Annotated in this window: 13 protein-coding genes; 12 read left to right on the top strand and 1 reads right to left on the bottom strand. The window is 23.4% G+C overall.

Annotation, left to right across the window (positions count from 1 at the left end):
- Positions 1-12: 12 nt before the first annotated feature.
- The 12 genes from Q3304_RS14620 to Q3304_RS14675 all read left to right on the top strand — a co-directional run bounded on the left by Q3304_RS14620 (position 13) and on the right by Q3304_RS14675 (position 14573).
- Entirely contained in the window at positions 13-1647 is a 1635-nt protein-coding gene (locus tag Q3304_RS14620; protein ID WP_407814442.1) for an O-antigen ligase family protein, read from the top strand.
- 375 nt (positions 1648-2022) lie between these two features.
- Complete coding sequence (locus Q3304_RS14625) at positions 2023-2964, top strand: glycosyltransferase family 2 protein (RefSeq protein WP_407814443.1); 942 nt, start codon at positions 2023-2025, stop codon at positions 2962-2964.
- 109 nt (positions 2965-3073) lie between these two features.
- On the top strand, positions 3074-3850 hold the full coding sequence (locus Q3304_RS14630; protein ID WP_407814444.1) for an ABC transporter permease: 777 nt from the start codon (positions 3074-3076) through the stop codon (positions 3848-3850).
- Positions 3851-3864: 14 nt separating this feature from the next.
- On the top strand, positions 3865-4605 hold the full coding sequence (locus tag Q3304_RS14635; RefSeq protein WP_407814445.1) for an ABC transporter ATP-binding protein: 741 nt from the start codon (positions 3865-3867) through the stop codon (positions 4603-4605).
- Between the two features lie 29 nt (positions 4606-4634).
- On the top strand, positions 4635-6827 hold the full coding sequence (locus Q3304_RS14640; protein WP_407814446.1) for a CDP-glycerol glycerophosphotransferase family protein: 2193 nt from the start codon (positions 4635-4637) through the stop codon (positions 6825-6827).
- A 16-nt stretch (positions 6828-6843) separates the two neighbouring features.
- A complete protein-coding gene (locus Q3304_RS14645; RefSeq protein WP_407814447.1) occupies positions 6844-7665 on the top strand; it encodes a glycosyltransferase in 822 nt (273 codons plus the stop codon).
- Between the two features lie 30 nt (positions 7666-7695).
- Positions 7696-10371 (top strand): CDP-glycerol glycerophosphotransferase family protein, encoded by a 2676-nt coding sequence (locus Q3304_RS14650; RefSeq protein WP_407814448.1) that lies wholly within the window; start codon positions 7696-7698, stop codon positions 10369-10371.
- Positions 10372-10410: 39 nt separating this feature from the next.
- Positions 10411-10584, top strand: a complete 174-nt coding sequence (locus tag Q3304_RS14655; protein WP_407814449.1) for a hypothetical protein — start codon at positions 10411-10413, stop codon at positions 10582-10584.
- Between the two features lie 67 nt (positions 10585-10651).
- Positions 10652-11611 (top strand): glycosyltransferase family 2 protein, encoded by a 960-nt coding sequence (locus Q3304_RS14660; RefSeq protein WP_407814450.1) that lies wholly within the window; start codon positions 10652-10654, stop codon positions 11609-11611.
- A 180-nt stretch (positions 11612-11791) separates the two neighbouring features.
- On the top strand, positions 11792-13186 hold the full coding sequence (locus Q3304_RS14665; protein ID WP_407814451.1) for an undecaprenyl-phosphate glucose phosphotransferase: 1395 nt from the start codon (positions 11792-11794) through the stop codon (positions 13184-13186).
- A 134-nt stretch (positions 13187-13320) separates the two neighbouring features.
- Complete coding sequence (locus tag Q3304_RS14670; RefSeq protein ID WP_407814452.1) at positions 13321-13641, top strand: small multi-drug export protein; 321 nt, start codon at positions 13321-13323, stop codon at positions 13639-13641.
- Positions 13642-13865: 224 nt separating this feature from the next.
- Positions 13866-14573 (top strand): PIG-L family deacetylase, encoded by a 708-nt coding sequence (locus Q3304_RS14675; protein ID WP_407814453.1) that lies wholly within the window; start codon positions 13866-13868, stop codon positions 14571-14573.
- Positions 14574-14637: 64 nt separating this feature from the next.
- Here the strand turns inward: Q3304_RS14675 and Q3304_RS14680 are convergent, their stop codons facing one another.
- A complete protein-coding gene (locus Q3304_RS14680; RefSeq protein ID WP_407814454.1) occupies positions 14638-15039 on the bottom strand; it encodes a GtrA family protein in 402 nt (133 codons plus the stop codon).
- Between the last annotated feature and the right edge of the window lie 28 nt (positions 15040-15067).

The following is a 15067-nucleotide window of genomic DNA, read 5'->3' on the forward strand; positions in this document are numbered from 1 at the left end:
TAGGAGGGATATATGTCAGGTAAATTAAATAAATATTATAATAGAGGTAAAGTAGAACGAATAAATGAGATTATTTTATGTGTGATTTTATTGATGCTTTGTATAATACCAATAGTAAATCATGTATATAAGTCTACAAATTATAGTCCTATTTTCACATTAGTAACACAATATGCTTCTGGTCAAAAAATGGAAATATTTAATTTTTACAAAACATTTTTATTATATTTGGGAACATTTATAGTATTTATTTTATTTTTATATAAAATTTTGTTTTTGAAAGAAGATTTAAAAAATAAAAAGTTAAATATAATGTTATTGATTTTGACTATTGGAATAATTATTTCTCCACTAGTATCTAAATATAAGGATATAGCTCTATTTGGAAATACTGAAAGATATGAAGGGGCTATTGCTTGGTTTTGTTATGTGATAATTTTCTTTATATTATATAATACAAAAATAAAGGAAAAATATTTTAGTTTGTTTTATTTTGGATTATTTCCATTTTTGTTTATAAATTTATTTTTAGGATTAGCTAATTTTTTTGGATATAATGTTTTAAGTTCAAATATTTTAAATATTGTACTTGGTGGTAAGGCGTTATCAGGAACTTACTGGACAACATTAACTCACTTTAACTATATGAGTGGCATAGCTTCTGTAATTTTTAGTATAAGCCTAACATATTTATTAATTGAAAAGAATAATAAGAAAAAAATAGGAGCTCTTATAGGAAACATAGTTTCTTTTATATTAATTCTTGTATCAAATTCAATAAGTGGTTTCTTAACTTCAATAGTAGTATTACCAATCATATTATTAGCAGTTTACAGTTTAACTGATAAAAAAGATAAAAAAACATTTTTTGTATGGTTCTTAAGTGTTTTTGTGTTAGATGCTATTATATATTTTCTACTTAATGGATACAATAACAATGTATACAAAGAAACATTCTCTGTATTTGCTGATATAAATAATATTTCACCAATCATACTACCAGTTATTGTAATATGTTTTATAATTTTTATATTTATTATAAAGTATAGCAATAAAAAGAAACTGTTCAATATTATTACTATCGTGATAGTAGGAAGTATAACAGTAGGTTCATTATTTTTCTCGATGAGCTTAAATAAACAAAATAGCATACTTGAAACGAATCCAGATGCTAATATAACTAAGATAGAAGATTCAGCAGTATTTAAATCAGTTAATTCTATGAGTACAGACCGTTTAAATATTTGGACTAAAGCAATAGGATATATTAATGATAAACCTATTTTGGGTCATGGATTTGATACATTTCCATATGAAATAATTAGCAAAGATAAAGATGGAGCAACTAGTTCTTATGGTGAAATTATAGATAAACCACATAATTGGTATATTAGTGTTACTTATGGAAGTGGATTAGTTGGATTAGTAGGTTTAGTAGGGATTATAATATGCTTATTAAAGGGTGCATTTTATAAATTTGCAGACAAGATAAATGATAAGTATTTATATATATTTATTTTTGGACTTTTAGCATATGCAATTCAAGCAGTTTTTAATGATAGTTTAGTTGGAAATTCTGTGATATTTTGGGTTATTGGAGGTATAAGTGCAAATAGAATTTTTAATACTGATATTGAAGAAGTATAAACGATATATTTAATATAAAGAAAAAATATTACTAGATGCTTTAATTCTAGTAATATTTTTTTATAATGGATATATAAAGAAAAATAAATTGTTTCAATATAAATATGTAGAACAAAATTTTTAATAAAAGTAAAATATCGAAATGTTCATGCTCAAAGTTATTTTAACAATAAAATAGTTATAATAAAGCTAAGTCATAAAAATTTATTATATTTTATAATTTAAAAAGTGTTATTTAGAAATAAATATTTTAATATGTACAAAAATGATATAATATAGATATATATCAAACAATAGTTTATAAAATACATATAAAAGTTTATAATAAATCTTTTATACTTAAATATAAATAAGAAGTTTAAAGGAGATGTAAATTTGAAGATAAGTGTAATAATACCAACTAGAAATGCTGAAAGATATCTAGAAAATCTTATAAAGTCATTGCTAAATCAAACTGTGAATCCTGATGAAATAATAATTATAGATACAGAATCAAGCGACAGAACTAAACAAATTGCTCAACAATATGATAAAATAGAGTTTGTACAGATAACTCAAAATGAATTTGGTCATGGAAAAACTAGAAATTATGCTGCGAAGCTAGCAACTGGAGATATATTAGTATTTATCACACAAGATGCATGTCCACAAAATAATGGAGTTATGGAAGAACTAATAAAACCACTTGGAAAGAATAACGTTGTTTGTACATATGGAAAGCAAATTCCTAACAAAGATTCTAACATAATAGAAATATTTTCTAGAAATTTTAATTATGGTGATAGTGATATAATAAAATCTAAAGAAGATATCAAAAGGTTAAATATAAAAACTTTTTTCTTTAGTAATGTTTGTTCAGCATATATAAAAGAAGAATTTTTTAGAGTTGGAGGATTTCCAGAAGATGTTATAATGAATGAAGATATGATAATAGCTGCTAAATTCATATTTAATGATAAAAAAACTTATTATGCATCAAATGCAAAAGTTTTTCATTCACATACATATAGTTATGTTCAGCAATTTAAAAGAAATTTTGATATAGGAGTCGTGTTTGTTGACAGTAGTAAGTATTTCTTTGGTATTAAAGCTGAATCTGAAGGAATTAGATTTGTAAAAGAGGCATTAAAGTATCTAGTTAAAAATAATAAGATATGGCTAATTCCAAATCTAATAATGGAGAGTGGGTTTAAATTTATAGGTCATTTATGTGGGAAAAATTATAAGAAATTACCTAAAAAGCTAGTTAAGAAAATGAGTATGCATTCTTTTTACTTTGATATTAAAGAACTTTCTGCAGTAGAAAATAAATCATAAAATCAGTTTAACTATGAGATTAAATTTAATTAAAAATAAAATATTATTACTTAGCTTTCAAGTTATTAGAAGATAAATAAATACACAATTAAGTTACAGGAGCGTAAAAATGAATAAATATTTGATAACATTTAAAAGATATAAACCACTGCTTTATGAGTTTGTTAAAAGAGATATAAAATTAAAATACAGAAATTCTTTTCTAGGTATATTATGGAGTATGATAAATCCTTTAATGACTATGATTGTATTAACATTTATATTTTCAAATATATTCAAAAATTCTATAGTAAATTTTCCTGTATATTGTTTGTCAGGAAGATTATTATATGATTTTTTCTCGCAATCTACAAATCAGTCTATGAAATCAATAACAGGAAAGAGTTCTTTAATAAAGAAAATATATGTTCCAAAGTACATATATCCTCTATCTAAAGTTATGTCAACTTTTATAATATTTATTATATCTTTAATACCTCTATTTTTGGTGATGATTCTTACTGGTGTTAAGTTTAGTTATATGAATTTATTTATTGTGTATCCCTTAGTGACTTTATTCATTATATCATTTGGTATAGGATTAATTTTGGCTACGGTGAATGTATTCTTTAGAGACATGGAACACATATATTCAGTTGTATTACTGATAGTTATGTATATGTCAGCTATATTTTATTCTCCAAATATTGTAGATTCAAGATTTGTTTTTTTTATGAAATTAAATCCAATTTATCCTGCCATATGTATATTTAGAGATTGTATATTAAATGGATATATTACATCCATGACAAATATTATTTTATGTGCTTTTTATAGTTTAATCTATTTAATAATAGGATTATTTATTTTTTACAAGAAACAAGATAAATTTATACTATATATTTAGGAGAGATGTTAAGTATGAGCAATATTACAATAGAGATAAAAGGTGTGTCCATGCACTTTAGAAAAGGAACTCAAAAGATAAACTCAATTAAAGAGTACTTTATAAAAAAAATTAAAAAAGAAGTAAAATATGAAAATTTTATTGCACTAGATAACATTAATTTAGAAGTACACAAAGGCGAAGTTGTTGGATTTGTCGGATTAAATGGAGCTGGAAAAAGTACATTGTTGAAACTTGTTTCTGGTGTGCTAAGGCCAACTATAGGTTCAATAGAAATTAATGGACAAGTATCACCTCTTTTAGAACTTGGAGCTGGGTTTGATAATGAGCTTACTGGTAGGGAAAACATAACATTAAATGGATTAATATTGGGATATAGTAAGAAATTTATAAATGAAAATATAGACAATATAATTGACTTTGCAGAAATAAGAGAATTCATAGATACACCTATTAAAAATTATTCTTCAGGTATGAAAGCTAGACTTGGGTTTGCCATAGCAACAATAAAAACACCAGAAATATTAATTGTTGATGAAGTTTTATCTGTTGGAGATGGCAGATTTAGAAAAAAAAGCGAAGATAAGATGTTAGAGCTTATAAAATCAGATGCCACAGTACTTTTTGTATCACATTCAATAGATCAAATTAGACGTATATGTACTAAGGTAGTTTGGTTAGAAAAAGGAAAAGTAAAGATAGTTGGAGATTCTGAAAAAATCTGTAACATGTATGATGAGTATCTAAATGGATAATTTATTTAACTAGAGGAGATAAGATAAATATGTCATATAAAATAAGTGTTATTATACCCGTGTATAATGTAGAGGACTATATACAGGAATGCTTAGACTCCATAATAAACCAAACCTTAGGAATTGATAATATTGAAGTTATTATTGTGAATGATTGCTCTACAGATAAAAGTTTAGAAATAGTATATGAATATGCTAAGAAATATAAATCAATTAAAATTCTTAATAGGTATGAGAATGGAGGAACTGCTAATTCAAGAAATGATGGTTTGGAATATGTTACAGCAGAGTATATAACTTTTGTTGATTCAGATGACTTTATTTCTTTAAATACATATGAGATGGCTTTAAAAAAGATTAAAGAAAATAAATGTGATTTATTCATGTATGAGTATTTATATTATAGTAAATCTGGTAATACATATGAAAGAAATTTGTCAAGTAAGATATTTGATAAAGAAGGGGTAGTTACCGATATATGTAATATACCTGAAATAATATTTGCAACTTCTGTATGCAATAAAATATTTTCAAAAAAATTGTTCAAAGAATTAAGGTTTCCAATAAATAGCTTTGAAGATGTATTGGTATCAGTACTAACAACTTTTAATGCAAATAAAATATATATTAGTGACAAATGTAAATACTACTACAGAAAAAGAGAAGATGAAAAGAATATTTCTAAGTCTGATAATTATTTACAGAAAAAGAAAAACTATTTTGAGCATTTAGATTTAAATTTAGAATTATATAATTTGATATATAAGTATCCTAAATATAAGTTTATGATAGATTGGTTTAATATGAAAACTTATTTGGTATTTTTATATAATATGCTTAATAAAAGAATTCTTACCAAAAAAGAAAAAAATAAAATATTTAAGCAAAGTAAAGTATTATTTGAGAATTCTTCTAATGAATCAATAGGTAAATTAGATGATACATTTTTAATAGAACTTGTTGAAATTGTGGTGAAAAGTAATAACTTTAATACATTTTTTATAAAGATATTACTTTTAAAATTAAAGAATAAAAATTTATTTCATGTATTTAATAGATTTTTAAATATATTGAATAAATTACTTGTTATATTTGCCTCAGTAATAGTATCTATATTTATGAAAACAAATCCTAAGTATAAAAATGTATGGATAATATCGGAGAGAGGAAATGATGCTAGTGATAATGGATATATATTTTTTAAGTATTTAAGAGAAAATCATCAAAGTATAAATGTATATTACTTAATAAGTAAGGAAAATGAGAAAGATTTTTATAAGGTAAATAAATTAGGAGATGTGATTGAGCCTTATACTATTAAGCATGGAATATTATTCATTTTATCTGAAAAACTTGTAACAGCTCATAAAGGAGCTATAGAACCATGGAATTATAAGATTTATAACAAATATTTTTCAGGCATATTAGGTAGAAAAAAATATATTTTTTTGCAACATGGTATAATCAAAGATGATTTAGTAGATATATTAGGAAGAAAATATACAGAATTTGACTTATTTATTTGTGGTGCAAAACCTGAGTATGATTATGTAAAATCTAAATTTGGATATAAAGATGAAGTTGTATATACAGGTCTTGCTAGGTTTGACAATCTACATGAATTTAAGAATAAGAACCAAATTTTATTAATGCCTACATGGAGAGAGTATTTATCTAAAAAAAATAAACATGATGATAGATTGTTTTTAAATTCTAATTTTTATGATACTTATAATAGTTTCATAAATAATGATAATTTAATTGATTTTTTAGAACTTAATAATTATACTCTTATATTTTATCTTCATCATGAATTTCAAATATATAGATCTTATTTTAACTCAAGAAGTGAAAATATTATTATTGCGAATAGTAGAGAAATTGAATTACAAGATATGATAAAAAGTTCTAAATTATTAATAACTGATTACTCTAGTCTGTATTTTGATTTTGCATATATGAGAAAACCAGTAATATATTATCAATTTGATAGAAAGGATTTTTTTGAAAGACATTATAAAAAAGGATATTTTGATTATTTTGAAAATGGATTTGGTCCTGTCTTAGATAAGGAACTAGATATTATAAATTATCTAAAGCAAATATTTATAAATGGTGATTTTAATTTAGAAATTAAGTATTGTGAAAGGATGGATAAATTTTTTAAAGTACATGACAATAAAAACTGTGAAAGAATATATAATGAAATTGTTAAACTTTAATTAAGATTATGAGTTTATGTGTGAAAAAATGGTATCAATTATAATTAGAACTCATGATAGATATGAGCTTCTTAGAATTGCATTAGAAAGTATTAAGAATCAAGAATACAAAAATATTGAAATTATTATTGTAGAAGATGGTCCAGAAAAATCTAAAGAAAAAATCTATAAAGAGTTTAATGAATTAAATATAAACTATTATTCAACTGTAGAAAAAGTTGGAAGAGTAAAAGCTGCAAATATAGGACTAGAAATATCTAAAGGAGAATATATTAATTTTCTTGATGATGATGATATTCTTTTGCCTAACCATGTTAAACTACTTACTAGTATTTTGGATGAATACATTGAATATGATGTTGTACATTCCAGTTCATATGAACAAAAAATAAAGTACATAGAAGAACAATTAACTTATGTTGCTATAAAAAGAATTGAAAAATATAATGAACCTTTGAATAAAGAAAAGATATTTTTTGAAAATATGTTTCCTATACAAGCTGTTATGTTTAGAAGAGAACTATATGAAAAGTATGGAGGAATGGATGAAAGATTTCATCTATTAGAGGATTGGGAATTATGGATAAAGTATAGTATTAAGTCAGAATTTTACTTTTTGGATGAGGTTACATCTATTTATAATGTACCTAATGATAGAAAAGTGTTGAAGAATAAAAAAGATAGCATGAAAGAATATGAAAACTTAATTTTTGATAAATATAATAGTTATATTGAGAAAAGTACTTATACAAGAAGGTCAAAATTTAGTGTGGCATTTGAATACATAAATAATTATGGAATAAAAAGGTTCATAGAAAGAATAATGTTTAAGATATAGTGACAAATTTTTAGAAAAGGGGTAAAAAGTGTGAGCAATTATGAGTATAAATTTTCAATAGTTATACCTATTTATAATGTTGAAGAATATTTAGATTGTACTATAGACAGTATAATAAATCAAGAAAATATAAATTTTAAAGCTGATATTCAAATAATATTAATTAATGATGGAAGTCCTGACAATTCTGAAGAAATATGTTTAAAGTATAAAGCTTTATATCCAAACAATATCGTGTACATACATAAAGAAAATGGCGGTGTTTCATCTGCTAGAAATGAAGGTCTAAAATTCATAAAAGGAAAATATGTAAATTTTATAGATTCTGATGATAAGTTTGATAAAAATGTATTAGATAAAGTTTATAAATTTTTTGAGTGTCATTATGATGAAATAGATTTTGTTTCTATACCATTGTATTTTTTTGAGTTAGTTGAAGGAGAACACGGATTAAATTATAAGTTTGAAGTAAGTAAAGTTATAGATATATTTGAAGAATATAAATCAATTCAATTACATTCAGGTAGTTCATTTTTTAAAAACGAAATAACAAAAAGATTTGAGTTTGATAAAAATTTAAAATATGCAGAAGATACTAAATTTCTCACAAATATTTTATTAGAAAAGTGCAAGTTTGGAGTTATTTCAGATGCTAAATATTTTTATAGAAGAAGGAAAAATATGTCATCAGCAATTCAAAACGGCAAGAATAGAAAAGAATGGTATAATGAATATATAATTAATTTTTCAAGTTATGTATTAAAATATGCAAAATATAAACTTGGAGTGATTCCAAAATACATACAATATTTGGTGATGTATGATTTACAGTGGAGAGTTAGTGTATCGAACTTAAGTGATGACATTTTTAATGATGAAGAAAAAATAGAGTTTAAGAAAAATTTAAAAACAGTTTTATTAGATGTAGAGGATTCTATAATAATAGAGCAAAAAAATATTTACATAGAACATAAGTTGTTTTGTATAAAGTTAAAGTATGGATCTCAGATAAATATAAGTAAAATAATTAATGCTAATGAAATTTATTATGGAATAAATGAAAAATTTATTTATAAACTGTCTAATTTTAAACCAAGAATAGACTTTTTACATGTACAAGATAATCAATTTGTAATAGAAGGATTTTTAAATTATTTAGATGCTTTCAAAGATGAAGATATATCTGTAATTGCTAAATGTAATTCAGTTATATATACCTCTGAAGTATTAGAAAACGTAGTTTATGATAAATTTTCGCTTGATGAAGTTATATTACAAAGAAAATATTTTTCAATAAAAATTCCTTTATCAAATAATATGGAGAATAGAGTGATTGAATTATTTGTAAAATCAAATGGAATTGAAATAAAAACAAAACCAATATTTAATAAATTTGTTAGATTATATGCTGATATTGAAAAGTCTTATTTTATAGAAAATGGATATTGTGTAGTTTATCATGATTCATTATTTTCTGTTATTAAAGCAAATAATAAATCCAAAATAGGAAGAGAATTTAGATTTATCCAAGAACTTTTAAAAAATAAAAAATATAAAATTACTTTGATAAGAATAATCTCATATTTATTAAAAATTTTAAAACGAAATGAATTGTGGTTATTTATGGATAGAGTTAATGAAGCAGATGATAATGCAGAGGCTTTATTTAAGTATGCTTTGAATAGAAAAGATTCCATAAAAAAATATTTTGTCATAAGTAAAAATTCTAAGGATTATAAAAGAATATCTAAGATAGGTAAAGTTATAAAATTTGGATCTTGTAAACATAAATTATTTTTAATTTTATCTGATAAAATGATTTCATCTCATATTGAAGATAATATAAGATGTGGATTGCAAAGTGGAGGAAAATATTTGAAAAATTTAATTGACTTTAAATTCATATTTTTGCAACATGGAATAACAAAGGATGATTTGTCATCATGGTTGAATAAATATAATAAAAATATTGATTTATTTATAACAGCATCAATACAAGAGTATAATTCTATCTTAGAAGGAAAATATTATTATGATAATAATGTAGTAAAACTTACAGGATTTGCTAGATATGATAATTTGAAAGATTGTAATAAAAAACAGATAGTTATATGTCCGACTTGGAGAAGAAGCTTAGTAAGTGACATAAATGTAGAAAATGGAGAAAGAAATTATAATGAAAATTTTAAAAAAAGCTATTATTTTGAGGTATATAATAAGTTAATAAATGATATAGAACTTATAGAGTGTGCAAGAAGATGTGGATATAAAATTATATTTTTTCCACATCCTAATGTTCATCAACAAATTAAGGATTTTAAAAAGAATGATTATGTTGTATTTAAAAATGCAGAATCTAGTTATAATAGATTATTTTGTGAATCAAGTTTATTTATCACAGATTATTCTTCTGTTGCTTTTGACTTCGCATTTTTAAAAAAGCCAGTTATTTATTATCAATATGATAGAGAAGAAATCTTTAAAAACGGAACACATACATATAGTAAAGGATATTTTGATTATAATACAATGGGCTTCGGAGAGGTTTGTACTGAGTATAAAGAATTAGTTAACTTAATTGTTGAATATATAGAAAATGATTGTAAAATAAAAGATAAATATATTGAGAGAATAAATAAATTTTATAAATATAATGATATTGAAAATTGTAAAAGAATATATGATAATATTACTAATATGATTTAGAACTTTATGTATATCAAAATTTATATTTTGGAGGGCAAAATGAATATGAAATTAAAAAACTTGGAGATTCCAATTTATTTTAATAAACGTCTCTATGGAGAATCAAAAAGAGATTTGATAAAATTTATATTTTCTTATGTAAATACTCTTTTTAGACTTTATAAAATTAAGAAAAATGATTTACAAAAAGAGGAAAGTAGCATCAATTCATAATCATACTTGAATTTAATTTGTTTTAAGAAATAACTTGCAAGGTAGACATGGATAATGGAGAATATTAATGGTTGATATAATAATACCAAATTATAATGGAAGTTTATATTTGAAAAATTGCATCAATTCTTTATTAAATCAGAATGATTGTAATTTCAATATTATAGTTATAGACAATAACTCTCAGGATGACACATATGATTGGATAAAAGCATATAGAAAAGTAGTATATAAGAAATTAGATAGAAACTACGGATTTAGTGTAGCCGTAAATGAAGGTATAATGTTGTCAAAGTCAGAATATATTGTACTTTTAAATAATGATACAGAGGTAAAGAGTGATTGGGTTTCAAATTTAGTCAAAGTAATAAGTTGTGATGAAAAAATCTTTTCTGTATCTTCTAAAATGATAAGATATACTGAAAAAGATATTATAGATGATGCAGGAGATGAATATAATTTGTTTGGATGGACATTAAAATGTGGAGATGGAAAAAGTGTGAAAAAATTCAATAGAGATAGAGAAGTGTTTAGTTGTTGTGCAGGAGCAGCGATATATAGAAAATCAATCTTAGAAAAAATTGGATATTTTGATGAAAATTTCTTTGCATATTTGGAAGATGTAGATATTTGTTATCGAGCTAAAATTTATGGATATAAAAATTTATATTCTTCAAAAGCGGAAGTCTATCATATTGGAAGTGCAACAACTGGAAGTAGATATAATAATTTTAAGGTAAGACTGTCTGCAAGAAATAATGTGTACTTAGTTTATAAGAATATGCCATTGGCACAATTAATAATAAATTTTCCTTTTATTTTTATAGGGTTTTTGATAAAATACATATTTTTTTCACAAAAAGGATTTGGTAAAATTTATAGAGAAGGGATTATTGAAGGGTTAAAATCTTTAAAAAGAATAGAAAAAATAGGTTTCCGTTTTAAGAATTTATTTAATTATTTTAAAATAGAGTTTTTGCTTATAATTAATGTATATAAATATATTATTGATAAATTTATAAGATGAATTGTAATTTTTATTTTAAACTTAAAATAAAAATTTTGTACAAACATATAATATTAGAAATATTTGTATGTACTTTCTAATATTATATGTGTTAATTAAATTTAACTATATACATACAGAATAAATAAAATAATAAATAATATGTTAAAATTGAATATTTTTTTAGAAAAAGGAGTTTTTATGATAAAAGAAAATCAGAAGCTGTTGAATAATACACATATACTACTTGACATGACTATTACTTTATTATCCTTTACATTTGCATATTATACAAAATTTTATATATTAGAAGGCATAAATTCAATTGGGACAAAGGGATATGTGGTAACTGCAATCTGTTCAACATTAATGTACTTTATAATATACAATGCTTTGAATTTATATAATACTAAACGAATAAGTAGTATATATACAGAAATAAAAGAAGTTATAACAGCAAATATAATAGGAGCTTTAATATTGATTTTAGTTCTATTTATAATAAAACTTATAAACTATTCTAGAGCAGTTCTTTTATTATTTATGATTTATAATACCTTATTAACTAGTTTAGTTAGAATAATGATAAGATATATATTGCGAAAGTCAAGACTTCGAGGGTTTAATCAAAAGCATTGTTTAATAGTTGGAACAACAAAAGCTTCAAAAACATTAATATCAAAAATTACAAAACATGGTCAATGGGGATATAATATATTAGGATGCTTAAATGAAGAAGATAATAAAAAAAATGAGTTTGAAGGTGTATCTATTTTAGGAGTTATAGATGATATAGAAACTATACTAGACAAAATGTATATAGATATTGTGTTTATAACAATTGATTCAAAGTATTCTTTTAAACTTGGAGAGATAATAAATAAATGTGAAAAAGCTGGTGTTAAAACAAATATAATTCCATACTATTATAACTATGTACCTACAAAACCATATATAGATGATTTAGACGGATTGCCAATTATTGATATAAGACATGTACCTTTAGATAATTACTTTAAGAATACATGTAAAAGGTTATTTGATATATGTTTTTCTTTATTTGCTATATTAATAACATCACCAATGATGTTATTCTCAATAATAATGATAAAAATTACATCTTCTGGTCCAATAATATATAAACAGGTAAGAATTGGATTAAATAGAAAAGACTTTTATATGTATAAATTTAGATCAATGAAAGTTCAAGATGATGAAGATGAAAAAACAAAATGGACAACAAAAAATGACTCAAGAAAAACAAAGTGGGGTTCAGTAATGAGGAAAACAAGTATAGATGAACTTCCTCAATTTTTTAATGTTTTAAAGGGAGAAATGTCAATAGTAGGTCCTAGACCAGAGAGGCCATTTTTTGTGAATAAGTTTAAAGATGAGATACCAAAATATATGATTAAGCATCAAGTTAGACCTGGGATAACAGGATGGGCTCAAGTAAATGGATATAGAGGAGATACATCAATAGAAAGAAGAATAGAACATGATTTGTATTATATAGAGAATTGGTCATTTTTATTTGATATAAAAATAATATTTTTAACAATATTTAAAGGGGTATTAAACAAGAATGCTTATTAATTTATAATGAGGAGTGATGTATTGCAATATGTAAATTTAGTATTTTTTTCTATGATACCAATAATAGAGCTTAGAGGGGCAATTCCTATAGGGCTTTCTTTAAATCTCCACTGCTAGTATATTTATCATGTTTAATGGGATCTACATTAATTGGAATACCTATAATATTAACTTTTAGATATATATTGAATTATTTAAAATTAAAAGGTTATTTTTATGTCTTTATTAATTTCATAGAAAATAAACTACATAGTAGAGCAAAAAAAATAAAATCTTTAAGTGTCATAGGTTTAATTCTATTTGTTGGAATACCACTTCCAACTACAGGTACATGGAGCGCAGCAGGGATAGCATCTTTGTTAGAGATGAGATTAAAAGATGCTATATTTGGAATATTTTTAGGAAATGCCCTAGCAGTACTTATAATATTTATTGTTGCATATCATATATTTTAAATAGATAAAAATATTTACTAAATATATGATTATATAACTTTTCAATTATATAATTTTATAATATATTAAACGAATTATGTTTGAGTGTGAAATCTTAAACAGTTTAAAAGTTACTGCTAGTAATTACATTAATAGATATAATTGAGGAAATTTAAAGTGACATATTTTTATATGTATACTATTTTAGAAATATAAATAATTTCACGAAACAGGAGGTTATAATAGTGGTAGAAGCAACTTTATTTTTTTCACCACATCAAGATGATGAAATTTTAAGTATGGGAAGTGATATAATTGAGCATGTTGAAAAAAGTGATACACATGTTATATTATGTACAGATGGAAGTAAATCTATAATAAGAAAGGTATTAGATGATGGAGGTATATGTTCATATCATATAAAAGATGTACATAAGTATTCTTTGCCAGAAGAAGAATTTTCAAAAGATAGAGACAAAGAGTTTAAAGAAAGTTGTAAAGAAATGGGTGTTAAGGAAAGTAATATACATATAGAAGAAAATAGAGCTCATGATGGAGAATTAAGCAAAAAAAAAGCAAAGGAGATAATATTAAAGTATCTTGATGAATATCCAAATGCAAAAGTAAAGACAGTTACTCCGTATAAAGCAAGTGGTATACATGAAGATCATAGAGCATTGGGAGAGGCAGCATTGGAACTGTACAATGAAGGAAAAATAAAGGATTTAAGATTTTATGTAGAACCATATGACTATAATGATTTCAAAAAAATTAATTCAAATATAGAAGTATGGAAAGTATTAAATAGCCAAGAGAATAAGCTACTTAGTGCTATGAACGCTTATAAAAAATGGAATCCAGAAAATGGACAGTATGCAATAGGATATCATTCTGTAAAATCACATTTTGATGAATTAAAGACAAATAAGATTCAATATGTACATGCACCTTAAAATCTAATGCATTTATATTATTTAAATATATAAATAAGCCTACTGAAATGGTAGGCTACTTTTTTTATTTAAGATTCTTAAAAATTATCATCTTGCTAAATAAATAATTCAAAACTATAACAATTATATTAGTAATTACTTTCACTATAACATCATTTACAAATAACAGATCAATCATTACATACATAATTAACATTTCAATAGCTCCAGAAAGTAATCTAAAACTAACAAAAGATAAAAATTCTTTAAATAAGAAAATTATTTCAATCCTAATACTTTTGAACACAAAAAACTTATTAGTAATATAAGCAAATAAAATAGCAAGTATCCATGCCAAAGTATTTGCAACTATAAAATTAAATGAAAGAACTCTAGTAAAAAATAAATATGAAACTATATTTACAAGAGTAGTAAATGCTCCACAAAATAAATATAATATTGTCTCCTCATGTTTTTTTAAAATCAAATATAAAATCCTCCCAAACTAATCAAAT

The organism is Clostridioides sp. GD02377 (genome assembly GCF_045899875.1).
GTDB lineage: Bacteria > Bacillota > Clostridia > Peptostreptococcales > Peptostreptococcaceae > Clostridioides > Clostridioides difficile_A.

Excerpts from the sequence above, each read along its gene's own strand:
- Q3304_RS14620 (WP_407814442.1), top strand. The coding sequence starts at position 13 with ATGTCAGGTAAATTAAATAAATATTATAATAGAGGTAAAGTAGAACGA.
- Q3304_RS14630 (WP_407814444.1), top strand. The coding sequence starts at position 3,074 with ATGAATAAATATTTGATAACATTTAAAAGATATAAACCACTGCTTTAT.
- Q3304_RS14635 (WP_407814445.1), top strand. The coding sequence starts at position 3,865 with ATGAGCAATATTACAATAGAGATAAAAGGTGTGTCCATGCACTTTAGA.
- Q3304_RS14640 (WP_407814446.1), top strand. The coding sequence starts at position 4,635 with ATGTCATATAAAATAAGTGTTATTATACCCGTGTATAATGTAGAGGAC.
- Q3304_RS14645 (WP_407814447.1), top strand. The coding sequence starts at position 6,844 with ATGTGTGAAAAAATGGTATCAATTATAATTAGAACTCATGATAGATAT.
- Q3304_RS14655 (WP_407814449.1), top strand. The coding sequence starts at position 10,411 with ATGAATATGAAATTAAAAAACTTGGAGATTCCAATTTATTTTAATAAA.
- Q3304_RS14660 (WP_407814450.1), top strand. The coding sequence starts at position 10,652 with ATGGTTGATATAATAATACCAAATTATAATGGAAGTTTATATTTGAAA.
- Q3304_RS14665 (WP_407814451.1), top strand. The coding sequence starts at position 11,792 with ATGATAAAAGAAAATCAGAAGCTGTTGAATAATACACATATACTACTT.
- Q3304_RS14670 (WP_407814452.1), top strand. The coding sequence starts at position 13,321 with ATGGGATCTACATTAATTGGAATACCTATAATATTAACTTTTAGATAT.